Source organism: Pseudomonas kielensis, assembly GCF_014236655.1.
GTDB classification, from domain to species: domain Bacteria; phylum Pseudomonadota; class Gammaproteobacteria; order Pseudomonadales; family Pseudomonadaceae; genus Aquipseudomonas; species Aquipseudomonas kielensis.
In genome coordinates this window covers 279,597-304,499 of the sequence record NZ_JACMYG010000002.1, presented here as the reverse complement: position 1 = coordinate 304,499, position 24,903 = coordinate 279,597, and the positions used below count along the sequence as shown (strand labels likewise).

21 protein-coding genes are annotated in these 24,903 nt (G+C 59.6%); 13 read left to right on the top strand and 8 right to left on the bottom strand.

Annotated features, from left to right (window positions below; genetic code table 11):
- Positions 1 to 166: 166 nt before the first annotated feature.
- From H7995_RS02980 to H7995_RS02970, 3 genes are all read right to left on the bottom strand, one after another.
- Positions 167 to 817: a dTMP kinase gene (locus H7995_RS02980; protein WP_166589595.1), complete on the bottom strand. Its 651-nt coding sequence runs from the start codon at positions 815 to 817 to the stop codon at positions 167 to 169.
- Positions 818 to 1,040: 223 nt separating this feature from the next.
- On the bottom strand, positions 1,041 to 1,979 hold the full coding sequence (locus H7995_RS02975) for a carbohydrate kinase family protein (protein WP_185817952.1): 939 nt from the start codon (positions 1,977 to 1,979) through the stop codon (positions 1,041 to 1,043).
- Between the two features lie 91 nt (positions 1,980 to 2,070).
- Entirely contained in the window at positions 2,071 to 3,636 is a 1,566-nt protein-coding gene (locus H7995_RS02970) for a carbohydrate porin (protein WP_182340387.1), read from the bottom strand.
- Positions 3,637 to 3,804: 168 nt separating this feature from the next.
- Between H7995_RS02970 and H7995_RS02965 the strand changes: the two genes are divergently transcribed.
- The 6 genes from H7995_RS02965 (at position 3,805) to H7995_RS02940 (ending at position 10,642) form a co-directional block, all read left to right on the top strand.
- Positions 3,805 to 5,079, top strand: coding sequence for an ABC transporter substrate-binding protein (locus tag H7995_RS02965; protein ID WP_185817951.1), 1,275 nt, complete (start codon positions 3,805 to 3,807; stop codon positions 5,077 to 5,079).
- 21 nt (positions 5,080 to 5,100) lie between these two features.
- Entirely contained in the window at positions 5,101 to 6,063 is a 963-nt protein-coding gene (locus H7995_RS02960) for a carbohydrate ABC transporter permease (RefSeq protein ID WP_185817950.1), read from the top strand.
- On the top strand, positions 6,060 to 6,902 hold the full coding sequence (locus tag H7995_RS02955) for a carbohydrate ABC transporter permease (RefSeq protein ID WP_166589590.1): 843 nt from the start codon (positions 6,060 to 6,062) through the stop codon (positions 6,900 to 6,902). Before H7995_RS02960 ends, H7995_RS02955 begins: the two co-directional genes overlap by 4 nt.
- 27 nt (positions 6,903 to 6,929) lie before the next feature.
- Positions 6,930 to 8,075 (top strand): ABC transporter ATP-binding protein, encoded by a 1,146-nt coding sequence (locus tag H7995_RS02950; protein WP_166589589.1) that lies wholly within the window; start codon positions 6,930 to 6,932, stop codon positions 8,073 to 8,075.
- A 29-nt stretch (positions 8,076 to 8,104) separates the two neighbouring features.
- Entirely contained in the window at positions 8,105 to 9,574 is a 1,470-nt protein-coding gene (locus H7995_RS02945) for a glycoside hydrolase family 32 protein (protein ID WP_425312217.1), read from the top strand.
- A gap of 75 nt (positions 9,575 to 9,649) precedes the next feature.
- On the top strand, positions 9,650 to 10,642 hold the full coding sequence (locus H7995_RS02940; RefSeq protein ID WP_166589587.1) for a LacI family DNA-binding transcriptional regulator: 993 nt from the start codon (positions 9,650 to 9,652) through the stop codon (positions 10,640 to 10,642).
- 158 nt (positions 10,643 to 10,800) lie between these two features.
- On the opposite strand, the gene H7995_RS02935 is transcribed toward H7995_RS02940, so the two are convergent.
- The 4 genes from H7995_RS02935 to H7995_RS02920 all read right to left on the bottom strand — a co-directional run bounded on the left by H7995_RS02935 (position 10,801) and on the right by H7995_RS02920 (position 14,422).
- A complete protein-coding gene (locus H7995_RS02935; RefSeq protein WP_166589586.1) occupies positions 10,801 to 11,184 on the bottom strand; it encodes a VOC family protein in 384 nt (127 codons plus the stop codon).
- Between the two features lie 90 nt (positions 11,185 to 11,274).
- Positions 11,275 to 12,393: an S-(hydroxymethyl)glutathione dehydrogenase/class III alcohol dehydrogenase gene (locus tag H7995_RS02930; protein WP_166589585.1), complete on the bottom strand. Its 1,119-nt coding sequence runs from the start codon at positions 12,391 to 12,393 to the stop codon at positions 11,275 to 11,277.
- 108 nt (positions 12,394 to 12,501) lie between these two features.
- Positions 12,502 to 13,470 carry an ABC transporter substrate-binding protein gene (locus H7995_RS02925; protein ID WP_166589659.1) on the bottom strand — a complete coding sequence of 323 codons (969 nt, stop codon included), beginning with the start codon at positions 13,468 to 13,470 and terminating at the stop codon, positions 12,502 to 12,504.
- A gap of 112 nt (positions 13,471 to 13,582) precedes the next feature.
- Positions 13,583 to 14,422, bottom strand: a complete 840-nt coding sequence (locus H7995_RS02920; protein WP_166589584.1) for a HalD/BesD family halogenase — start codon at positions 14,420 to 14,422, stop codon at positions 13,583 to 13,585.
- A 109-nt stretch (positions 14,423 to 14,531) separates the two neighbouring features.
- Here H7995_RS02920 and H7995_RS02915 point away from each other — a divergent pair, with 109 nt between their 5' ends.
- Complete coding sequence (locus tag H7995_RS02915; RefSeq protein WP_166589583.1) at positions 14,532 to 15,443, top strand: LysR family transcriptional regulator; 912 nt, start codon at positions 14,532 to 14,534, stop codon at positions 15,441 to 15,443.
- Positions 15,444 to 15,531: 88 nt separating this feature from the next.
- Here H7995_RS02915 and H7995_RS02910 read toward each other — a convergent pair whose 3' ends face one another.
- Complete coding sequence (locus H7995_RS02910; RefSeq protein ID WP_182340395.1) at positions 15,532 to 16,545, bottom strand: helix-turn-helix transcriptional regulator; 1,014 nt, start codon at positions 16,543 to 16,545, stop codon at positions 15,532 to 15,534.
- A gap of 540 nt (positions 16,546 to 17,085) precedes the next feature.
- Here H7995_RS02910 and H7995_RS02905 point away from each other — a divergent pair.
- The 6 genes from H7995_RS02905 to H7995_RS02880 all read left to right on the top strand — a co-directional run bounded on the left by H7995_RS02905 (position 17,086) and on the right by H7995_RS02880 (position 24,848).
- The gene (locus H7995_RS02905) at positions 17,086 to 17,907 is read left to right on the top strand and encodes an SDR family NAD(P)-dependent oxidoreductase (RefSeq protein WP_182340397.1); all 822 of its coding nucleotides are present in this window, start codon (positions 17,086 to 17,088) and stop codon (positions 17,905 to 17,907) included.
- 26 nt (positions 17,908 to 17,933) lie between these two features.
- A complete protein-coding gene (locus H7995_RS02900) occupies positions 17,934 to 18,995 on the top strand; it encodes an MBL fold metallo-hydrolase (protein ID WP_182340399.1) in 1,062 nt (353 codons plus the stop codon).
- A 47-nt stretch (positions 18,996 to 19,042) separates the two neighbouring features.
- On the top strand, positions 19,043 to 20,575 hold the full coding sequence (locus H7995_RS02895; RefSeq protein ID WP_185817949.1) for an arylsulfatase: 1,533 nt from the start codon (positions 19,043 to 19,045) through the stop codon (positions 20,573 to 20,575).
- 94 nt (positions 20,576 to 20,669) lie between these two features.
- Positions 20,670 to 22,106 (top strand): DUF1254 domain-containing protein, encoded by a 1,437-nt coding sequence (locus H7995_RS02890; RefSeq protein ID WP_185817948.1) that lies wholly within the window; start codon positions 20,670 to 20,672, stop codon positions 22,104 to 22,106.
- Positions 22,099 to 23,571 carry a DUF1254 domain-containing protein gene (locus H7995_RS02885; RefSeq protein WP_232534529.1) on the top strand — a complete coding sequence of 491 codons (1,473 nt, stop codon included), beginning with the start codon at positions 22,099 to 22,101 and terminating at the stop codon, positions 23,569 to 23,571. Before H7995_RS02890 ends, H7995_RS02885 begins: the two co-directional genes overlap by 8 nt.
- Positions 23,571 to 24,848, top strand: a complete 1,278-nt coding sequence (locus H7995_RS02880; protein ID WP_182344715.1) for an OmpP1/FadL family transporter — start codon at positions 23,571 to 23,573, stop codon at positions 24,846 to 24,848. Before H7995_RS02885 ends, H7995_RS02880 begins: the two co-directional genes overlap by 1 nt.
- The last annotated feature ends 55 nt before the right edge of the window (positions 24,849 to 24,903 follow it).

The following is a 24,903-nucleotide window of genomic DNA, read 5'->3' as shown; positions in this document are numbered from 1 at the left end:
AGTGAATAGCCAAATGGGGCGGCATACGCGCCAATAATTCGCGGCGCATGGTATACCACCTCACTAGCGTACGATACGCATTCGTATTTATATTTTGCTGATTCCACCTGAGCTTTAGATCAAGCTCACGGGTTGGAGCAATGAACAATCTGTCAGCGTCTCGTAATCACTGAGTGCTGCCTATCTCAACCGGATCAAGGCCGATGCAACGAAGAACGCGATAAATCTGCGAAACCACCTGCATCGTCGCTTCTTCGAGGGTGCCTTCATTGCGGCATAGAACCCAGCCGTGATCGGCAATCGCTCGCTCGAATGCCTGGGTACAAGCGACATGCTCTTGCAGCCTATGGATCACCGTACTGTTCAGCCCACGCTGGCGTGCCGCTGCCCTCGCCCATGAAATCTCGGGGGCGGTGACAACCCCGACATGCAGGTCTGGCACTCGCACGTTTCGATCGATGTTCAGCTGCAGGATCTCTGCAAACGGGACCTGCCGGCGAAACGCGGCATCAGAGGGGTACCAGCGATCGATCAGGATGATGCTGTCCGGTGGCTGTTTCGTCAGCACGTGCCGGGAAATCCAGCCACGGCTATCAGCAAAGCGCTCACACACCTGCAGCTCCAGGTCTCGGGAGGGATTTCTGACGAACTGGTTGACGAGGGCCATGGTTTCACCCCGATAGGGGTCGCTTTTTTTCTCGCACAGTCGGATCACCTTATTGTGGTCTGCCCTCAGTACTTTCGTCACGGCCTCCAACAGTGTGGTTTTACCGGTTCCCTTGGGCCCATCCAGTGACACAAACAGCGAACGATTCATTCTTCACATAACGATTGATATACGGTTTGTTTACCCGGTTCGTCCGCTGCAAGCGCTGGGGGCGGCTACGGGAATCGAATGGAGGGGGCTCATGAGCAGGTAGTGCTCAACACTCTAACCGGGTTTGTGGCTGACAGGTCTCACAATCCAGGATTGCGGCCGTTTATGAACAAGGGCCATGCTCAATAGCGTGACCCGTTCATCGACCGCCTCTGGCCGGATATCAAGCCAACTGATGCCGAAAGGGTAAGTCCGGCCCGGTTTTGCCGCAGGTCAGCGCAGCGGCGCCGATGGCAAAGCTGAGCATTGCCTCGATCTGTTCACGGCTCAAGCGCTGCAAACCCTCCACCGAATCCAACTGCTGCTCCGTCAGCCAGGCGATCAATGCCGCCTGGAAGGTGTCGCCGGCGCCCACGGTGTCGACCATCACCACGGTACGGGCCGGCACCGACCAAGTGCCGTGGTGGCGGCTGAAAACGGTCGCGCCCTGGCTGCCCCGGGTGAGGAATACCAGTTGGCAGCGGTGCTCCAGCCAGCCCTCGATCACGCTCTGCGGATCACGCTCAGGGTGGAGCAGGCTCAGGTCTTCGTCACTGACCTTGATCAGATCGGCATGTTCGACCAGAGCGCCGATGCGTTCACGCCACAATTGGATATTAGGCTCCGGGTTGAGCCGCACGTTGGGGTCGAGGCTGATCAGGCGTTTGCCGCTTTCCCGGCGGACCAGCGCCAGCAGGGTGTCGGCAATCGGCTGCACCACCAACGAGAACGAGCCGATATGCAGCCCTCGTACCTCATCGCCCAGCACAGACAAATGCCCGAGCAACAGCAGACGATCAGCGCAGCCTTCGCCGCGAAAGCTGTAATGCGGCGAGCCATCGGCACCCACGGCGACCATGGCCAGGGTGGTCGGTGCGTCGAAGTCCTGAAGGTAGTCCAGGCGCACGCCCTCCTCCTGCAGGACTTGCTGTAAACGCCGGCCCAGGTAGTCGGTGGACAACCCGGCCAACAGCGCCACGTCGATCCCCAGGCGCCGTAGCCCGACGGCAACGTTGAACGGTGAGCCGCCGGCAATGGCTTTGTAGTTTATTTTTGAACGTTGATTCCCTGGAGCGTTTTCACTAAAGAAATCGAACAGCGCTTCGCCACATACCAAATACATAGTCGTTTGCTCTTTTAAAGGCTCGCTACAGAGGGTTGATCGCGTGAATAGGCCTGTTGATCGGTGCTGGCCTGGCCAATGCGTTCAAATGCTAAAACCAGGTTTCCATTTGTATACCGTATTGCCAGACCCCTCCGGCGTTGAAGTCCGTCTTGCCGAAGGCGTCTTGGGTACTGTATCCGTCCAGCTCCGAAGACCAATCCATGAAGCTCGCGAACACACGCAGTTCAGGACGCGTGAGCAGCTCTCCAACGTCTGGTTTGAACGTCGGGGCAATTGTGAACTTCCAGAAGTTACCATCGACGGCATTCCGTTGTAGATACCCCTTCGGGTCGAGGTCCATGGTTTGCCAACTCACTTCGTAGGCCATCTCGAAATTGCTGTTGATTGCATTGGCCAAACGCATGTTCAGGGTCATCCAGGCGTAGTTGTCACCCTTGACGTATCGATCCTTGCTTTGTTCGGCCAGCAAGCTGGGACCGATGCGCCAACCCGCTGCAATGGGGGTCTCGCCGTACAGTGCCAGGCGCACTGCGCGGGCCTCGTCAATCAGTTCACCGTCCGAGCCGACGTTCTTGACCTCGGCCCCCAGACCTTGCCCATACAGCAGCGCCGTTTTGAAGAAGCCTTCTGCGCCGAAAAAGGTTTTCTGGTGATTGGCCAGCATGCTGTGCAGACCGGAGTCCGCAGGCGTCAGGCCGGCGTCATTACTGCGGGTGCCAATGTCGTTTTTCTTTGAGCCAATGGCGTTGAACATCCACTGCCACTGACCCTCATCGAAGAACTGGTTAGAGGTCAGAATGTAGCTTTCCACATCGGCGTCAACGCCGCCTTCACTGAAGTCCCCGTAGTTACGCCCGATCAAGGAGTAATTGGAGCGCCAGTTCTTGTTCATCTGCACATCGTAGATTCCACCCCCGGTACCGGCCAGGAAGATGACGTCCGAGTCCAGCCAGTGGATATCGAAGTTATCTCGATCAAAGCGCTTGCCCGCCCACAAGGTGGCGTTCTGCACCATTGAATTGCCCTTGAATGCAGCGAGATGGTCGAGCTCTGTAAACACCTGGCGCACGTTCAGGTTACTTTCATCCGCGGTCCAGTCATTGGAGCTTTCCACGCCATCGGCGATGGACACCGTGAATTTGGAACGGGTGCCGTTCTGCGCATAGAGTTCTTTCGACAGGTCTATGCGCATGTAGGTGTCATCTTCGTTACCGAGTCGCCCGACAGCCCCCCCGACTGAACCTGCGGGGCTTGCATACGGGCCGCCACGGCCGCCCCCCAGGCCATCGTTCACCAGCAACCCGGAGCGGGCGTAGCCCTTGAAGCTGAAGCCATCCGTGAGGTGTTCGGTACTGCCCTGCTTTTCCATGCTTTGTTGCCGGGCTTCAAGTGTTGCCAGGCGGGAGTCAAGCGTGGGCACTGCCGTGGCTGTCGCAGTGGACGCAACAGGCTGCGCGGTGGAGGTGGCGAGTTTGATCTGCTGCAGTTCCCTGGCGAGTGCCTGGGTTTGCTGTTCGGCGGCCGCTGCGCGCTTTTCCGCTGCGCTGGCACGTGCCTCAAAGGCAGCCATACGTTGTTCCAGCGTCGCGGCCTGAGAGGTCGCCGCCGATGTGCCGAGCACGCCTGCGATTAGCCAGCTTGATGCTTTGTGCATGTGAATTCCCTGTTTTGTTTTTATTGTTCAATTTCCGCTACCGGCCTTTTTTTCGTGAGTTGAAAACTGTGGCAATCGACGAAAAAAAGGATGCCTCATCGCAAATACGCTGATACATTTGGCGATGTTAACGTTAACTTTTCTAAAAACAAAAATAAAGGGTGCTCCATGAAACATCTGAAATCTCTCCTGCCCGCAGCACTAATCACCCTCTGTGCCGGACTGCCATCCGTCTCGAACGCTGCTGATCTGACGATCTCCTGCGGTGCGGTGGGTGCGGAGTTGCAACTGTGCAAAGAGGCCGTCGAGGCGTGGTCGAAACAGACCGGCAACAACGTCGAAGTGGTCTCTACGCCTAACTCGGCGACCGAAAGGTTGTCGTTCTACCAACAGATTCTCAGTGCCCAGTCCACTGACATCGACATCATTCAGATCGATATGGTGTGGCCGGGGATGTTGGCCAAGCACCTGATGGATCTGCGCGAGGTGCTGCCCGCCAACGCGACCCAAGGCTACTTCCAGGCACAGGTGGATAACGCCACGGTGAATGGACGGCTGGTGACGATGCCGTGGTTCACTGACTCGGGCCTGTTGTATTACCGCAAGGACTTGCTCGAGAAGTACAACAAACAGGTTCCCCAGACCTGGGAGGAAATGACGACTACCGCCAGGGAGGTGCAACAGGCAGAGCGCACTGCCGGGAACCCCAATGCCTGGGGTTACGTCTTTCAGGGGCGCGCATACGAGGGGCTGACGTGTAATGCGCTGGAGTGGATCAGCAGCCAACCGGAAGGCGGGCTGGTCAATCCACAAGGCGACATCGTGGTCAACAGCCCGGCCTCGAGAGCGGCGTTGACCCTGGCCAAAAGCTGGGTAGGTGACATCTCCCCGCGTGGCGTACTCAACTACACCGAGGAAGAAGGACGTGGCGTGTTCCAGTCGGGAAATGCCTTGTTCATGCGTAACTGGCCGTATGTCTGGGCGTTGGTACAAAGCCAGGGCAGTGTCGTAAAAGACAAGGTCGGCGTCGCTCCCCTGCCCCGCGGCGGCACAACCGGCACCCATGCCTCCACCCTCGGTGGCTGGGGCCTGGCGGTGTCGCGTTACAGCGCCCATCCAGAACTTGCCGCACAGCTGGTGAGCTACCTGACCAGTGCCCAACAGCAAAAACATCGTGCGCTGAGTGCCGCCTATAACCCGGTGATCGAGTCGCTGTATCAAGATCCCGAACTGCTCGCGGCAATGCCTTATTACAGTCAGCTGCACAGCATCCTCAACGACGGGGTCATGCGTCCCGCCTCGATCACCGCCGATCGCTATCCAAGGGTCTCCAATGCGTTCTTCGATCGAGTGCATGGCGTGCTGGCGGGCGAGCTGCCTGTCGATCAGGCGCTGGCCGAGCTGGAAAGCGAACTCACGCGCATCAAACGCCGGAACTGGTAAGCCACAAGGAAGGAAATCACCATGTCTGCCTTAACTACCCATGCCCCCTGTGATGAGCTTCTGCTCACCAGGGAAACGCCAGTCCAGCTTCGCCGAGTACGCGCCGCCTGGCTGTTTCTGACACCGATGTTGCTATGCCTGGCCCTGGTGGCCGCCTGGCCGCTGCTGCGTACCTTCTGGTTCAGCCTGACTGACGCCACCCTGGGGCAAACCCGTGAGGGATCCTTTGTCGGTTTGAGCAATTATCTGTTCCACGACGGTTCTAACTGGTCGGGCATCCTGGTCGACCCCCAATGGTGGAACGCGGTGCGCAACACCTTGCATTTCACCGTGGTGTCGGTGGGACTGGAAGTCGTCCTGGGGCTACTGGTGGCCTTGCTGTTGAACATCAAATTTACCGGCCGTCCCCTGGTACGTGCGCTGATTCTGATTCCTTGGGCGATTCCTACCATCGTCTCGGCGAAGATCTGGTCGTGGATGCTCAACGACCAGTTCGGCATCATCAATCACATGATGCTGAGCGTCGGCCTGATTGATGCCCCCCTGGCCTGGACGGCAGATGCGGATCTGTCGATGTGGGCGGTGATCATCGTCGACGTCTGGAAGACCGTGCCCTTTGTCACGCTATTGATGCTGGCGGCCTTGCAGATGTTGCCGAGTGATTGCTACGAAGCCGCAAGGGTCGATGGCATTCATCCGCTGAAAGTGTTCTGGCACGTCACGCTTCCACTGCTGATGCCCGCATTGTTGGTGGCGGCGATCTTCCGCATCCTCGATTCCCTGCGGGTATTCGACGTCATTTATGTGCTGACCTCCAACTCGTCGAGCACCATGAGCATGTCGGTCTATGCCCGCCAACACCTGGTGGAGTTCCAGGATGTGGGCTATGGCAGCGCGGCCTCGACTCTGCTGTTTCTGGTCGTTGCGGTAATCGCCATGCTTTATCTCTACCTCGGACGCCGCCAGATGGAGGTGCGCTCATGAGCCTGCGTCTACTGAAAAAGGCGCTGTTGCGCCTGGGCCTCTGGAGTCTGATCGGGGTGTTGCTGCTGTACGCCGTCTTCCCTTTCTACTACGCCATCGTGACGTCGTTAAAACCCTCCAGTGCCTTGTTCGAGGTGAGCTACTGGATCGACAACCCTGACTTCTCCAATTACGCAGCGGTACTGAACCAAGCCTCATTCCTGCGGGCTATCGGTAATTCGCTGGTGGTTGCGCTTTGCGTCGTGACGCTGGCGCTGTTCCTCAGTGTCACCGCCGCCTATGCCTTGGGACGGGTGAAGTTCCGTGGGCGGGGCACGGTATTGATGATGGTTCTGGGCGTGTCGATGTTTCCCCAGGTCGCGGTACTGTCGGGGCTGTTCGAAGTGATCCGCGCCCTGGGTCTGTACAACACGTCCTGGGCGTTGATCCTCAGCTACACGATTTTCACCCTGCCCTTCACCGTCTGGGTGCTGACCACGTTCATGGGCCAACTGCCCCATGAACTGGAAGAGGCGGCAATCATGGATGGCGCGTCGCCCTGGATCACCCTCACCCGGGTGCTGTTGCCGTTGCTCTGGCCCGCACTGGTGACCACGGGTTTGCTGGCCTTCATCGCCGCCTGGAACGAGTTCCTGTTTGCCCTGACGTTCACCCTCACCGACACACAGCGCACGGTGCCGGTTGCCATCGCCCTGATTTCCGGTGGCAGCTCCCATGAGCTGCCGTGGGGGCTGCTGATGGCCGCATCGGTGCTGGTCACCGTCCCACTGGTGATTCTGGTGCTGATTTTCCAGCGCCGAATCGTTTCCGGCCTGACTGCCGGCGCGCTCAAGGGTTGATGCCCAACAACGACAAGGAACAGCATCGTGATCAAGTTGAAACTGGACAATGTGAACAAACAATTGGGCGGCATGCGGATTCTGCGCGATGTCAGCCTGGAGATCGCTGCGGGTGAATTCGTGGTGTTCGTCGGTCCCTCGGGCTGCGGAAAGTCGACCCTGCTGCGGCTGATCGCCGGGCTTGAGTCGATCTGCGGCGGTGACATGCTGATCGATGGGCGGCGGGTCAACGACCTGGAGCCTCGCGAGCGAGGCGTCGGCATGGTGTTTCAGTCGTATGCGCTGTACCCGCACATGAGCGTCTACGACAACATCAGCTTCGGCCTCAAACTGGCCAAGACTGAAAAGAGCAGCCTGCGCGAGCGCGTGCTGAAAACAGCGCAGATCCTTCAATTGGACAAACTGCTGCAGCGCAAGCCAAAAGAACTGTCGGGCGGGCAGCGTCAGCGTGTAGCCATGGGCAGAGCCATGGCGCGTGAACCGGACATTCTGTTGTTCGATGAGCCGCTCTCCAACCTGGATGCCTCCTTGCGGGTGCAGATGCGCAACGAAATCGCCCGGCTGCATGATCGACTGGGCTCGACCATGATCTACGTCACCCACGATCAAGTGGAGGCGATGACCCTGGCCGACAAAATTGTTGTGCTCAATGGCGGTCGGGTGGAGCAAATCGGCTCACCGCGCGAACTCTATGAGCGTCCAGCGAGCCGCTTTGTCGCCGGTTTCCTGGGTTCTCCGCGAATGAACTTCCTGGCGGCGCGCCTGCATACCCCGGGCACCATCAGCCTGGTCGACACCCCTGTGCTGGGCATGACTTCCCTGCCCTTCGACAGCACGAACCTGGCGGCGGGCACGTCGCTGAGCCTGGGCATTCGCCCGGAGCACATTTCGCTCAAGGCGGCGCAGGGAACCGGTGGCATCGTCGTGACCGGGGTCGAGTACCTGGGCAGCGAAACCTATGTGCACCTCGAAACCGGTCAGGACGAGCCACTGATCTGCCGTTGCGAGGTCAGCGCCGGATGGCGGGCGGGCGATCGGGTCGAACTGCAACTGGACATCCACAACCTGCACCTGTTCGACGACGACGGCACGGCCTTGGAGCGCCCACCGCAAGCCGGTGAAAACCAGCCCAATGACATCTCTCTGCACCCGGTCCGAGCTCGCGCCCTATGACCCTTTCTTCACACAACATGAGCGACCCCATGCCTGATCAGCTTGACCTTGCGCAGCGTGCACTGAGTGACGGCCTGTCTCGCGTCATCCACGACTATCGACCTGGTTATCATATCGCCCCGCCGGCAGGCTGGATGAACGACCCTAACGGGGTCGTGTACTTTCGTGGCGAATACCACGTGTTCTATCAACATTACCCCTTCGATTCGAAATGGGGCCCGATGTACTGGGGCCATGCCAAGAGTGCCGACCTGGTGCATTGGCAGCACCTGCCCATTGCGCTGGCACCCGGCGATGACTTCGATCGCGATGGGTGTTTTTCCGGTAGCGCTTTGGTGTACGGGGATACCCTGGCGCTGATCTACACCGGACACACCTGGCTGGGGGAAGTGGGTGATGAACGCTCGATTCGTCAAGTCCAGTGCCTGGCCACCAGCGTCGACGGCATCAGCTTCACCAAGCACGGCGTCGTCATCGAGACGGCGCCGCAAGACGCGATCATGCACTTTCGTGACCCCAAGGTCTGGAAGGAGGATGGCTATTGGTACCTCATTGTCGGCGCACGTCTGGGCGATATGCCGCTGCTCCCGCTGTACCGTTCCACGGATCTGCACACGTGGGAGTTCCTCAACTATGTGTCTGGCGGCAGGGAGGACGATGGCTACATGTGGGAGTGCCCGGATCTGTTCCGATTGAACGGACGCGATGTGCTGCTGTACTCCCCACAAGGCATGTCGCCCCAAGGTTACGAGCGACTCAACAAATACCAGACGGGTTACCGGGTGGGTCGACTCGACAGCGAATGGAACTTCACTGGCGGCCCTTTTATCGAGCTGGATAACGGCCATGACTTCTATGCGGCGCAAACGCTGGTGGCCGCCGATGGTCGGCGCCTTGTGTGGGCCTGGCTCGACATGTGGGAAAGCCCGATGCCGAGCCAGGCCCATCACTGGTGCGGCATGCTCGGATTGCCGCGCGAACTTGAACTGTGCGCCGATCGCCTTTGCGTGTATCCGGCACGAGAGCTCACAGCGTTGCGCAAGACACTGCTGCCAGGCACGCCGTGGTGGGAGGCGTCGGGCACCCAATGGGTCGCAGACGTGGCCGGCGATATGCTCGAAATCCAAGTGCACCTGGATTTACTTGGCTGCACCGACGGCCATCTGGGAGTCGCCTTGCGCTGCAGCGAGGATGGCCAAGAACAAACGTTGCTCTACTACGATGCCGCGTTGCAGCGCCTGGTGCTGGATCGCAGCCACTCGGGTGCGCAAGTCACCGGTCAGCGCAGCGTGTCGATAGACCCGGCACAAGGGTTGCTGGCGCTGCGTGTGTTCCTCGATCGCTCGTCCATCGAGGTGTTCGACGAAAACGGGCGCTTCAGCCTCAGCAGTCGCATCTACCCACGGCCCGATAGCCTGGGGGTGAAGCTTCTTGCAAGCGGGGCTGGCGGGCGTGTGTCGATTCCCAGGGCGTGGCCTCTGGCTTCGGGATGGTTATGAGCGGCGTCATTCGGGTCGCGAGAAGCGCCGGCCCTGTGTCATGATTGAGCGTCAACCTGACCGGTTTCGCCTCGCATGACTTCAGTGAAAGACGTTGCACAGCTGGCTGGCGTGTCCCTGATGACGGTTTCTCGAGCGCTCAACAACCCAGAAAAACTGAGCCCCGAAACCCTTCAGCGGGTGCGTTCGGCCATTGACGAACTGCAATTCGTACCGAGCCTGTCGGCGCGCAGGATTCGCGGTGACAACCTCCAGAGCCGAACCATCGGTGTGTTCGCACTGGACACCGCGACCACACCGTTCGCCGTCGAACTGCTGCTCTCCATCGAACAGACCGCGCAGCAGGCTGGCTGGAATGTCTTCATTCTCAACCTGCTGAGCAACCCGCCCACCGACCAGAATATCGACCTGATGCTATCGCACCGTCCCGACGGGTTGATCTTCAGTGCCATGGGCTTGCGCCAGGTGTGCATTCCCGAGCGATTGAAGAGCAAACCCCTGGTGCTCGCCAATTGCCTGGCTGATGACAGTCAACTGGTCAGCTATGTGCCAGACGACGAAATGGGCCAGTATCGGGCCGTACACCACGCGTTGAGTCGCGGCTATAGGCGGCCGCTGTGTATCAATCTGCCAAAACAGAGCCTGGCCTGGGGCCTGCGGCAAAAAGGCCTGCAGCGTGCCTGCCAGGCATTCGGACTGCCACCTGAGGCGCTCCTGCAATACGACCTTGGCGACCATGACGCCTATGGCGAAACGGCCGGTATCCTCGATCGGCACATCATTGATGGCCGCCCCCAATTCGACATTCTGATCTGTGGCAACGACCGTATTGCCTTTTGTGCCTATCAGCTGTTGTTGGGCCGTGGCCTGAAGATTCCCGACGATGTCGCGGTGCTCGGCTACGACAACATGATCGGTATCGCGCAGTTGTTCATCCCACCGTTGACCACCGTGCAACTGCCGTACTACGAGATCGGCCGCAAGGCAGCCCGGCACCTGATCGACACCCTCGAGGCGTCGGGCGCCCAGCCCGTTGATTGTCCGTTGGTGGTCAGGGCATCACTGTAGGCGCGGCATGGTGATGTCGGTGCCCCCAACCATGTTGGGTCACCGACATTGAACTGGCGCTTCGTGAAACAGGGGGTCATGGGCATCTTCTGGAAATGACCACGACCTCCTGTTGGATGGAGCGGTTCACAGGCGTGAAGGAGCGGCTTGTATGAGACTTACGCAGCCTTGAAGCAGTACACGGCCAGCTTGTTACCGTCCAGGTCCCGCGCATAAGCCGCATAGGCGTTAGGGGCCCAACCTCGAGGGCCCGGAGCACCTTCGTCGCTGCCACCGCAGGCCAGGGCGGCTGCGTGGAAGGCATCGATAGCGGCGCGATCCGGTGCTTCGAAGCTGATGGTGACCCCGTTACCGACGCTGGCCGGTGCACCGTTCGCTGGCTTCAGGACGAAGAAGGACGGGGCATTCACCCCCCAGATCGAACCATTGTCTTCCAGATCCGCGATGCGTTTCTGGCCGAGTGTGCCGAGCACGTTGTCGTAGAAACTGCGGGCTTTTTGCAGATCGTTGGTACCGACGGTGACGTGAGTGAAGATGCTCATGTTGATGCTCTCTTTATAAAGACACAGTGAGTGGATAGTGCAGTTGGCCCGTGCGCGAGACGTCAGACGCTCAACGCCGGGACGATTCAATCAGCGATCGAAATGGATAACGGTGCGTATGCTCTTGCCTTCATGCATCAGCGCGAAGGCCTTGTTGATGTCCTCAAGCCCCATGGTGTGGGTGATGAAGGTGTCGAGCGGTATTTCGCCGGCCTGGGACTTTTCCACATAAGTGGGCAGTTCGCTGCGGCCTTTGACACCGCCAAATGCCGAGCCGCGCCAGACCCGACCGGTCACCAGCTGGAACGGTCGGGTACTGATTTCCTGACCCGCCCCGGCCACGCCGATGATCACCGACTCCCCCCAACCTTTATGGCAACACTCCAGGGCCGCGCGCATCAGATGGACGTTGCCAATGCATTCGAAGGAATAGTCGACACCGCCCTCGGTCATCTCGACGATCACGTCCTGGATCGGTCTGTCGTAATCCTTGGGGTTGATGAAGTCGGTAGCGCCCAGTTGCCTGGCGATGTCGAACTTGGCCGGGTTGATATCGATGGCAATGATGCGACCGGCCTTGGCCATGGTCGCGCCAATGATGGCGGCCAGGCCGATGCCGCCCAGACCGAAGATCGCCACGCTGGCGCCCTCTTCCACTTTTGCCGTGTTGAGCACCGCACCAATGCCGGTGGTCACACCGCAACCGAGCAGGCAGACCTTTTCCAGTGGCGCATCCTTGGGGATTTTGGCCAGGGAAATTTCCGGTAGCACGGTGTATTCGGAAAAGGTCGACGTGCCCATGTAGTGGAACAGGGGCTGGCCATTGTAGGAGAAACGGCTGGTGCCATCTGGCATCAATCCCTTGCCCTGGGTTGCGCGAATTTTCTGGCAGAGATTGGTCTTGCCGGACCTGCAGTATTTGCAATCCCCGCATTCCGGGGTGTAGAGCGGGATCACATGATCGCCCACTGCAAGCGAGGTCACCCCCTCGCCCACCGCTTCGACAATACCGCCACCTTCGTGGCCCAGAATGACAGGGAAGATCCCTTCCGGATCGGCGCCGGACAAGGTAAACGCATCGGTATGGCACACGCCTGTCGCAACAATGCGCACCCGCACCTCACCGGCTTGCGGTGGCGCCACATCGATTTCGACAATTTGCAGAGGCTGGTTCGCCGCGAAGGCGACGGCCGCTCGTGATTTGATCATCGTCATGATTCCCGGAGGCAAAGAGAAGCCTCCACGTTGTAGAAAGGGTAAAGAGGTTATGTTCAGAGGGGTGTTACAGAAGGCGGGCGTCCTTGCCCTGGAGGCCGGTTAGAGCGATGCCTCGATCTTTTTTGCGACGCCTTCATCCACCCAGGCATGCCAAACTTCCGGGTGTTCCTTGAGGAATATCCTGGCCAGCTTCGGCGACTCGATGCGTTCGCGGGTCATCCTGGCCAGGTTCTGATTCAGCAGATCAATGGGAATGTTGACCTTCTCCAATACGGCGACCAGCTCGGGCGCCTGTTCATGAAACGCCTTGGAGAGCCCGACCATGGTGATGACGTCTTTGTTGGCCCCGGTCTTTTCCTCCAGTCTTATGGCATCGATCTCGCCCATCAACGGGGTCGGTGACCAGTAGTAGAACAGGACCGGCTCGCCGCGTTTGTAGCTGGACAGGACCGCTGCATCCAATGCCGCACCCGTGCCTGGACGGAAGTTGATGAAGGTGCTTTCAAGGCCGTAGTCCTTCAGCATCTCGGTATTCTCCTGCTCGCAGATCCAGCCAGCGGGACAATTGTAGAAGCGGCCTTTGGACGGTTCCTCCGCGTCTTTGAAAACGCCCGGGTACTTGCTCAGGTCCGCGACTGTCTTGAGGTCGGGTGCTTGCGCCGGTCGATTGCGTTTTGCGTCCCCCTCCACGACATAGCGCGGCACATACCAGCCTTGAGTCGCACCAACGATCGGAGCGCCAACCCCGACAACCTTCCCGGCTGCCGAAGCCTTCTTCCAGACTTCGCTGCGCTCCATCCACTCTTCGCCAAACACTTGAATGTCGTTGCTGGCCAGCGCGGTCTCAAGAATGATGGTGTTACCCACCAACTGGTCCGTTGTGCAGCCGTAGCCTTCCTTGAGCACGATCATCATGATGTCGGTGAGGAGCATCCCGCTCTCCCAGTTCAACCCGGCGAACTTCACCGGCTTGCCCGATTCACACCATCCCGCAGCCTGGCTTGAGGCACTGCCGACAAGCAGGCCGAGGGTAAGTAACGAGGCCAGCAAACGCTTCCTGTTTTTCATGATCAGACGCTCCGAATCGTTTTTATTGGGGGCAGCGAACTGTTGTGTGCGACACAGGAACAAACGCGCGCAAACACGTAAGGCAAATTACTTTTATTGTTATGGGCAAAACTCAGGCTGTCGGGTCAACGGAGGTACGCCCGTAAAACAATTGCCGGGCATAGGCACTGAACTCGACATTGGGCTGGTCCACGTACGCAAACACTGCGTTGAGTCTCAGCCTGTCCCCTTCCACCGGCGTGACCCGGTGCAATGAATAGCGGCCACGGAACAATGTCAGGGTGCCGGGCACTTGAGGCAGAACCTCGACCTGCTGAGTGTTCGGGTTATCGAGGAACTCCCTGACGGCGTCATAACAATCGTCGTTTTCATTGCGCAGCATGCGCACGTACTCAAAATCCCCGCCAGCATTCGCCGCCTGAAGGGACAGCGTGACGCTGAAGTCGGAACGGTCAAAGTGCCACCCCAACTCCTGTCCAGCCGTGAAGCCCTGCAAGTTAAGGGCGGCCAGTGGGTCGGCATGACGATAGAGCGTGTCCAGGGCCAGGACATCCTTGATGAAGGCAAGGACTTCGTCCGATCCGTAGATCTGCCGGATCAAATGATCGCCGGGAATATCGGCATACGCGACGGTGTCTTTCGCCGTGTTCATCAACCGCCGTAGCGGATGCGCCGGGTCAACACTTTCATCCTGCGGTTTGAAGTAAACCGTGTGGTTTTCCCGAAAATGAAACATGTGCGAGTGCAGGGCAAGTGTTTGTTGCGCCATCGCGAGAACCGATGAATCACGAACAAAACCCGGGAAGATCGCGACCCCCTCTTGTCCCAGCAACGACTGGCTGTGCTTGACCAGTTCGAGATAAGCGGGGCTGGTGCGATCGGTAATGGGATAACGCTCGAGATCGATGATATCGCTCAGGGTTGGCGCAGGTGTGAAAGGCAGGGTAGTCATTATTGTTGGTCTCCGGTGGTTCTGCTGGATTCAGATTGCATCGCCGCCAAAAACAAGTCACGCTCATAATTTTACGCAATTTTGTGAATTATTTTCAGGTCGCACGACAATGAGACTGACGCTCGATCATCTGGTGATGTTGCAAACCTTGGCAGAAGTCGACTCGGTCACCGCGGTGGCCGAGCGCTTATGGCTGACCCCTTCAGCCGTCAGTCACCGCATACGCGAAGCGGAGCGGCGCCTGGGGGTGAGCCTGACGGAACGATCAGGTGGCAAACTGCGACTCAGCCCCGCCGGGGTGCGCCTGGAGCGAGCCGCCAAGGACATCATCGCCACTCTCAATGAAGCCGAGTCCGAAGCTCGGTCCATGGCCGGTGGCGTCACCGCGTTTGTCCGTATGGGGGTCACCTCCTACGGCCCGTTTCGCTGGATTCCAAAATTCATCAAGCACTACTCCCATCTTCGGCCCGACATCGAAATCACACTGGTGACCGTGCCCCGCAACGACGTTTACGCGAGCCTGATGCAAGGTCGGCTTGATGTGTCCATCATCGATGACGGCATGGTGCCCAGTGGCGTCGCAAAACTGCCGCTTTTTCGGGACGACCTGATTGCGATCATGGCGACCGATCATCCTCTTGCCGGCCGGAAAAACATCTACGCGCAGGACTTCAAGACGTACAACCTGGTGACGTACTCAACCGATCGCGCCAGTGGCTGGGAATATGACCGGTTTTTCGCTCCCGCCAGCATCCTGCCGCGCCGCATGATCACGGTGGAATTGATCGAAGCCATCGTCGAACTGGTTCGCTCAGGATACGGAATCAGCATATTGCAACGGGATCTGGTGAGCCCCAGCCTTGAGCGTGGGGAGCTGGCGTGGGCCGCCCTGAATGACGGCCTCGACATCGCCTGGAACGCCATAGTCCGCCCCTCGGAACGAGAGGACAGTGAGGTCAACAAAATGGTGAGGGAGCTTGATACCTGGATTAAAAATGCAGGAAAACCTGCATGCAGCTAATCCTTGGTCAGCCCGTGAATTTGAGCCACACCCGCGTGTAGCCCTCGGCACGTTACCGAATACCGCAGCGTAACTACCCGGTAAACGACTATCGGAGTTCAGCGCTGGGTTGTTGCTCGGCCCGCCAGTTTCGCGGGGAAAGCCCGGTCCATTGTTTGAAATGACGGCTGAATACCGAGACGTCGGCGTAGCCCAGATTCAATGCCAGGTCGGTGATGCTGGTTTTGTCCCGCAACAGGTTCTGCTTGGCGATTTCCAGCCGGGTTTCCTGTAGCAACCGACTGAAACTGGTGTCTTCGCACTGCAGGCGCTTCTGCAGGACTCGCGGTTGCACACCCAGAGAGCTGCTGACGGCATCAATGCCACATTCACCGGTGTGCAGGAGGCTGCCGATCAAATGGCAAACCTGCGCCTTGAGGTTGTCAGGGTATTGGGTCTTGAGCAGCTGCATTCGGTGCAGCAGGTGTTCGCGCATCAGGTCTTCATTGGCCTGCGGCGAGCGTTTGAGGTACTCAACAGGAAAGCTGATGCCGTCGAATGCGCTGTCGAATCGCACCTTGCCATACGCATTGGCCGCTTGCCACCCAGGGCTCTTCACTGCGCCCTGCTGCAGGTGCAATCGTATGTGCGGGCTGTCGACACCGGTCAGTATTTTCACCGCATTGAACAGTTGCGCCGCACTGAGCTGACTCAAGTGCAGTAAGCCGCGCTCGTTGGTGAAGTCGAAACTCAACCTGACTTCGGCGCGTTCGCCGCGCTTGCTGCGCTCCAGATGCAAACCACTGGCGTGCAGGTACAGGTACTGGCGGGCAAAATCCAGGGCGTCAGCCACGGTCGCCTGCCCGCTGCCCGACAAGGCGACCTCACCGATAGCCAACAGGTTTTGGCAAGAGGCCAGGCGCAGGCCAAACAACGGTTCCCGGCATTGCCGCGCGGTTTCATCGAGCAAGTCCGCGGTTTTCTCGTAGGACAGGTAACTGTTGGGCTGGCGCAGTTGGGCAACCACCATCCCGGCGTCACGCAACAGGTTCACCGGGTTCTCGCCCAGTTGGGACACCAGAGGGCTATAGCCTTCGATTGCGCCGCTGCGTAACAGGAACATCGCGCTTTTCCTTGGGGGGTACTTTCGCAATCAATCAACTTTTATTCGCCTGATGTCAAGTCGCCAGAATTGCTCCTGGATAAGCTTGTACGTCGGGCTGAAGGGTTTCACCTCGCCCACGGACACAGCTACCTGCTTCACCATTGCCCAGCCGCAAAGGCATCGACCAGACATGAATTTCACTCAGCTTGGGCTCAACCTTCACAGCGTCTGGAGTGCTCTGGACCAGCCCCCCCATCTCCACTCCAGCCTGAGCTTGCTTGCGCCGGCATTCACGGCCCTTGTGCTGGGACGGGCCGCCCGTTACCTGGTGCAGCACGCGTGCAACTGACCAACAACGACATGCTGCAAGTAGTGACTGGATCGAGAGGCCACAACTGGCGAGTCGGCTTCCTGCACACCGCGTGTTCGTGATAGATCAAGTTTCATTCGCCTTTTATCAAGTGGTAGGCGGCGTGGAGCGATAACTTGGTGGCCTATGCGTTGCCCGTGAACGCCACTGCGCCGGACAACTGTCACCTCCCACCTGCAGGCCGAATCATGACTGACTGGAAGTATCGCGTTCCCCGGGTAGCCTACCTGTCCGGTGCTGGCAGCGGCATCGGTTTGGGGTTCGCCCAGGCGTTGATTGCAGAAGGCTGCAGTATCGCGATTTTCGACCTGCAGATCCCCGAGCAAGTGTTGACTCGCCTGAAGACGATGAGCAAAGCACCGAGTCAATCCGTGGTTTTTTACCCGGTGGACATCACCGATCCGGTAGGGGTGGACGCGGCCATGGCCAGCGCTCATGCCCAACAGGGGACGGCGGACCTGGCGTTCAATTGCGCCGGTCTCATGCGCAACGCGGTATTTACCGAGCTGGCTTATGAAACCTTCCGCCAGGTGATCGACGTCAATCTGATGGGCAGCCGCAACTTCGCCGCCAGCGCCCTCAAGCACTTTTCGCCCCAGGGCCACCTGGTGTTCATGGCTTCTCTGGCCGGTGTGGTTGGCAGTTACACCCAAGCCGCCTACGCCGCCTCCAAGTTTGGCGTGGTCGGTCTGGCGGAAGTGTTGCGCGCCGAGCAGAAACTCTGCGGCATTGATGTGTCGGTGGTCTGCCCCGGTGAAATCCAGACGCCATTGCTCGACTACGAACGCCAGCACGGCAGCCCCGTCACCCGCTCACTCAACGCCGTGGCCGGCGTACTGACGGTCGATCAGGCGGTGGTGGGCATCCTGCGTGGCATCCAGCGCCGGCAGTTCATGATCACCCCGGGGTTCAAGGCCCGGTTGATCCGTGCCCTGGCGCGCAAATGCACATCGCTGCAACGCTGGATCGTCGACCGCAACCTGGCCAGGAGCATTCGCCGCAATACCTGATAACAACAATCACAGGACGCTCCCACATGAGTGCATTTGAACAAATTCGTCATTTCGAAGACTCCCGCGCTGCGGCCGGACAACAGGCGCGCGTCGAAGACACCCGTTTGGCCGCGCTGCAATTTCGCCAGGACATGTTGAGCGGCCCCAAAGCCCGTTACTTTGAGTCCTTCAATCTGGTCAAGGTGCCCTACCCCGTTCGCTACGGCCTGCGCAATGCGTTTTCCCGCGAACGGCTGGTCGAGTACATGCACATCCAGAACCGTCTGTTCGTCGTTCAGTTCGATACCCCGCAAGGCCTCAAGACCATGCTCACCTCGCCTTCGGATCACGAGCGCAATGGTGAAACGCCGTTCTTTCGCCGCCTGCAGGACCGCACGGCCAACTGGCTGACCAAGATCCTCATCAACCGCCAGAACACCGTGCCCGAGGTCCTGACCCGCCTGGGCCTGAATCCCGAAGACATCGACTACATCACCTACGATCACCTGCACACCCAGGACATTCGCCGCTGGCTCGGCACCGATAACGCACCCGGTCTGTTCCCGAACGCCAAGTTGCTGGTGCACTGGCGCGAATGGGAATCCACCAAAGACCTCAATCCGTACCAGGCCGACTGGTACTGCCCGAGTGGGATTGCCGGCGTGCCGCAAGACAAGGTGATCTGCTTCGACGGCTCGATCATGCTTGGTGATGGCGTTGCCTTGATGCATACACCGGGACACACGGAGGGTAACCACTCGATCGTCGTGCACACCGACGAAGGATTGTGGGTGACCAGTGAAAACGGCGTCAGCGTCGACGCCTACGCGCCCTTGCTGTCCACGGCCGCGGGAGTGGCCGAGTACGCACAGATGATCGGCACGGAAGTGATCATCAACGGCAATACCCTGGAAAACGCCGTCGACCAATACATCTCAATGGTTCAGGAAGCCACGGTGGCTGGCCCCTCCAAGCGTGACCCGCGATTCCCGAATGTCTTTCCATCGTCCGAAATGACAGCGTTCTGGATGTTCCCGGGCACCCGACCGGCGTTCTATGTCGGTCACGCCCGGCACGGCACCCTTGCGCGGCGTCCAGGCGCCTAGTCCACACCGGCTCACGTTTGCCGCTCCCGTAATGCACAGGAATTAACATGCACCTCATTCGAACTGCCCTGCTGGGGCTCGGCCTGAGCCTTGCGGCGATGGGCGTTACCCAGGCTGCCGAGAAACCCAATATCGTGGTGATTATGGTCGACGACATGGCCCCCATGGATATCTCGGCCTACAACCGCGGGCTTGGCGCCGTCACCACCCCCAACATCGACCGGATTGCCCAGGAAGGCATGATGGTTTCCGACTACTACGCACAGCCGAGCTGCACCGCTGGTCGCGCAGCGTTCATCACAGGTCAGTATCCGATCCGCACCGGTTTGACCGCTGTCGGCCAACCGGGCGCCAAAGTCGGTATCCAGGACAGCGACGTGACGTTGGCCCAGTTGCTCAAGGCTCAGGGCTATGCGACCGGCATGTTCGGCAAGTCGCACGTCGGCGATCGCAACGAATACCTGCCGACCGTCCATGGTTTTGATGAGTTCTTCGGTTTCCTCTATCACTTGAACGTGATGGAAATCGCCGAAATGACCAACTTCCCCAAAGACCCGAACTTCCCGGGAATCCCGCGCAACATGATCCACTCGGTGGCCACCGCCAATGACGATGCGACCGTCGACCCGCGCTGGGGTCGTGTCGGCAAGCAGACAATCACCGACGAAGGGCCGTTGACCATCGAGCGCATGAAGAGCGTCGATGACCAGTTCACCGACCTGTCGATTGATTGGATCAAGAAGCAGAAAGCCGCCGACAAGCCATTTTTCCTTTGGTACAACCCCTCGCGCATGCACCAGAAGATCCACGTCAGTGACGAGTGGCTGGGCAAGAGTGGCCATACCGAATACACCGACGCGATCCTGCAGCTCGACTCGCTGGTAGGCAAACTGCTGAAAACCCTGGATGACCAGGGGCTGGCGAAGAACACCATCGTGCTGTTCACCTCCGACAACGGCGTCAACCTGTCCCACTGGCCGGATTCCGGTGCGGCGTCGTTCCGTGGCGAAAAAGGCCTGACCTGGGATGGTGGTTTCCGCGTACCGATGCTGGTTCGCTGGCCGGGGAACATCAAGCCGAACACCTGGACCGGTGAGTTCATGACGTCCGAAGACTGGGTGCCAACTCTGATGGCGGCGGTCGGCCAGAGCGACGTCAAAGAAAAACTACTCACCGGCCTGCACCTCGATGGCGAGACCTTCAAGAACCACCTGGACGGCTACAACCAACTGGACATGCTGACCAAGCCCAACGGCAAGTCGAACCGCCATGAGTTTTTCTTCTTTGCCGAGACCAGCATGAACGCGGTACGGGTTGATCAGTGGAAAGTGCACACCGCCGTCAAGGACAAGTGGATGGAGGAAGCGAAGAAGATCCCCGGTGGGCTGGTCATCGACATCAAGGTCGACCCGTACGAGCGTTCGCCTGAGGCCGGCGACCACTTCCGCTGGCAGCAACAGCGCAGCTGGATCATTCCGATCATCGCGCCTTACATGCAGTCCTTTGCCAAAAGCATGAAGGACTTCCCGCCCTCGCAGAAAGGTGCCGGTGGCATCGGAATGGCCTCGATGTCGAACTGAGGCCCCGCTGTTCTACCGTCTTTCACTCTATGTCCACACAGGTGAGACCGGACGCTCCTTCGGGGGCGTCCGGCGAGCACATGGGAGCGTTTTCATGCCGAAAAACACGTTATCGCAATGCTGTGCCATTGCCACCCTCCTACTAGGCAGCGGCTTGCTCAGCACCACAGGATTCGCCCAAGGCCAGCCCGATGCGCTGTTGAGCATGCCCACCAGCCAGGAAAACATCGTGGCCGGACTTGAGGCCGACGCCTACGCCAACGGGATCAACGCCTATGTCTGGGGTTATCCGCTGGTGCGCATGGAGCGTGTGATGCGCGACTACACCAAGGTGCCGAGCCCGCGTCCGCCCACCAGCTACCGCGCCCCGCTCAATCAATTGGGCTGGGCCGAGAGCCTGGCCACGCCGTCGGCCAAGGACATGCCGACGGCCAACAACGACACGCTGTACCTGAGCGCCGTGGTACAGCTGGATGAGCCCTACGTATTGCATGTGCCCGACACTGCCGACCGCTATTACGTGATCAACGTGTTCAACCTGTGGCAGGAACTGGAGCACTACGTCGGTCGCCGCACCACCGGCACCGCTGCCGGGGATTACGTACTCGTTCCGCCGGGCTGGCAGGGCACGCTGCCCGCAGGCTTGAAGCGCCTGGATGTGAGCACCCGCAAGGCCTGGCTTTGGGGCCGCCTGCACGTCAAGGACGGCGAAGATCTGGCGCCGCTGCATAGCTTGCAAAAACAGTTCACCCTGCGCCCACTGTCGCAACGCAACAACCCGGACTATCAGCCAAAGAGCGAATCGTTGTCGGCGCTACCGGCAGCGAGCAACGATGGACTGGACTTTTTCCGCGAACTGGCCGCAGCCCTCAAAGACAACCCGGTGCCCCCCCGTGACGAAGCTCTGTTTGCCCAGTTCGCCCGTTTCGGCCTGACCGCCCGGGGCTTTGATCCTTCGCGCCTGACGCCAGCGCAAAAGGCCGGTTTGCTGCGCGCACTGGCCGATGGCCCGAAAGTGGCGGTTTCTGCGATGGCTACGGCGGGGACTCAGCGCAATGGCTGGACCTGGGCCACCGGCCTGGACAGTTTCGGCAGCAACTACCCGTTGCGCGCACTGGTCAGCGGCCCTTATCTCGGTGGCCAGGGTGAAAAGGAAGCGATGTACCCGCTGCGTTCCACTGACGCCAAGGGAGAACAACTGACGGGCGCCAAACGTTATGTACTGCACTTCAAGAGTACGCCACCGGTGGACGCCTTCTGGTCGCTGACGGTCTACAACGCCGTGGACAAGATGTTGGTCGACAACCCTATCGCCCGCTACAAACTAGGCTCCGATACCCCAGGCTTGAAAGTGCGCGCCGATGGTTCGTTCGACGTGCCGCTGCAAGCGGAACAACCGAACGGCGAATTCGCGGCCAACTGGTTGCCGGCGCCCAAAGGGCCTTTCTACATGATTCTGCGGCTCTATCAGCCAAAGGACGAAGTGCTGAAGAGTCAATACGAACTGCCCCAGGTGCAAATCCATGAGTAAGCTCAACACGCCCAGGGTCATGCGCTTGACCCTCACCGCCATGACCCTCGGCGGCCTGCTGATCGCCCTGCCGGCCACCGCCGGCGAAACCACATTGCCCCAGGGGCCGGTGGCCAACACCGTGATGCCCCCCGGTTATGCCCATGCCGTGGCGCAAATGGCCTATGCCTGGGGCTGGCCCCTGGTGAACCTGCAAACCCGACGCATGATGTACGAGCAAGTGCCGATCATCGGCCTGCTCGGCCCGACCCCGGTGGCGCCGGTCAATCAGTTGGCAATGCTGTCGGACTATATCGACCCAACCATCCGCGTCGTTGCCCATCCCAACCAGGACGTGGTCTACGGGTTTGGCGCCCTGGCGCTGGACAAGGAGCCAGTGATCCTGCAAGTCCCCGACTTTGGTGACCGTTTCTGGATGTTCGAACTGGCTGACCAGCGCACCGACAGTTTTGCGCAGGTGGCGAAGATCTATGGCACCCCGCCTGGTTTCTACCTGATCGTCGGGCCGGACTGGAAAGGCGAAAAACCTGCGGGCGTCGAAGCCGTATTGCGCTCGCCGACCCATACCGGTGTGGTGATTCCCCGTGTCTTCATGGCCGATACCGCCCAGGACCGCAAGGCGATCCAACCGGTCCTCAGTCAGATCGCCATGTACCCGCTCTCGGCGTTCGACGGCAAGGTCAAGACCATTGACTGGCAGAACCTGCCCAAGCTGCCGCTGCCCAAAGCGGCTGCCGACCAACCCGCAGGCGAGACCCAATGGGTGACCCCGGAACGGTTTTTCGGGCAATTGAAGCGTGTGCTGAGCGAAGTACCGCCACTGCCGGGCGAAGAATCGCTGTATGGGCAATTTCGCGCATTGATCGGCGCCGCAGAAGCGAACCCGGCGATTGCCAAGGTGTTGCAAGACACCGCACAACAGAGCGAAAAGGAACTGGTCGACCCGCTTTTCAACCTGAGCAGTAACGGTGTGCGCATCGCCAATGGCTGGAATCGCCCGTTCAACAATGCGGCCTTTGGCACCGATTACCTGACACGCCTGGCGATCGCCAAGTCGAACATTTTCGAGAACCATGTCAACGAAACCACCTACCTGTTCCGCGAAGAAGACGGCGCGGGTCAACGCCTGAGCGGCCTGCACGACTACACCTTGACCTTCCCGGCCGGCCAGACACCACCGGTGTCTGGCTTCTGGTCGTTGACCCTGTATGACTCGTTGCATTTCTTTGCCGCCAACGAGATCAATCGGCACTCGACCGGCACCAAGAACAAGGATCTGAAGTACAACGCAGACGGTTCGCTCACCCTGTACATCCAGCATAAGCGCCCGGCGCAAGACAAAGTGGCTAACTGGCTGCCGGCGCCAGAGCGCGAGTTTGCCCTGACCATTCGCGCCTACGGCCCTTCCCAGGCGTTGATCAAAGGCGACTGGACCCCACCACCATTGGTAATGGGTAAAAGATGATGAGGTCGATTAAATCCTTGATTTTCCTCGCCCTGACCGGCGCTGCCGGCCAAGTGCTGGCGGGCGGCATCCAGCTCTACGAAGTCGGCCAGGAAGGCGCCGGCCTGGCCAATGCCGGTTCCGCGGCGCTGGCCAGCGATCCGAGCGTATTGATGAGCAACCCCGCCGGCATTGCCGCGCTCAAGGGCACCCAGGTCAGCTTCAACGGCCAGGCGGTGCTCGGCGACCTTGGTTTTCGGCGCGACAGCGCCAACGACTTTGCTGGCAACGAAGGCGGCAACCCCCTGCCCATGTTGCCGGGCAGCAGTTTTTTCATCAGTCATCAGATCGACGAGCGCGCCAGTGTCGGCTTCGGCCTGTACGGCAACTTCGGCCTGAGCGCGGACTATGACGATGACTGGGCCGGGCGCTATTTCACCCAGAAGTCGACGCTGCTCGGCATCTCGCTGCAGCCGACCTTTGCCTACGCGATCAATGACAAGGTGTCAGTGGGCATCGGTCCGCGCCTGGTGGTCGGTTACTACAACACCGAAATGGCCGTCGATAACAACGCGCTGCTGCCGGTCAGCCCGTTCAAGGAGGATGGGCAAGTGCAGTACAAGGACAGCACCACCGGGGTCGGCCTGAACCTGGGCCTGCGCTATCAACTGGACGCACGCACCACCCTGGGCCTGGCCTACACCAGCAAGGTCAAGCTCGACTTCGAGGACTCGCCGCAGGTCCAGGGCCTTCGAAATCCACTGCTCAATCAGGCACTGTCCGGCCTGCAAGGCAATGGGCTTGAGCTGCAGATGAGTATTCCGCAGACGCTGACCCTGAGCGTGGCCCACCAGCTCAATGAACAATGGACCCTGCTGGGCTCGGCGAACTGGCAGGACTGGAGCGACTTCGGCGATATCGGTGTCTCGCTGGACACGGCCGCCGGATCGGCCATCGGCACGGTAAGCCGCCAGTATCAAGACACCTGGCACCTGTCACTGGGTGCACAGCGCCTGCTCAGCCCGAAGCTGCGCTGGAACATGGGCGTGGCCTACGACAGCTCGGCGGTCAAGGACAAGGACCGCACCGTGGATAACCCGATGAACGAAACCTGGCGCCTGGCCACCGGCCTGCACTATGAACTCGCCGATGACATGGACCTCAACGTCAACTACTCGCTGGCCTGGCTCGGTGACATGGACGTGCATCAGAGCAAGCGCTCCGGTGAAACACTCTGCGGCCAATACCCCAACAGCGCTCTGCACATCATTGGCGGCGGGGTGACCTGGCGTTTCTGATTCAACCCTTGCAGGGGCTTGCCGGGCGCAATCGTTTTAACGCGGGATCGACGCG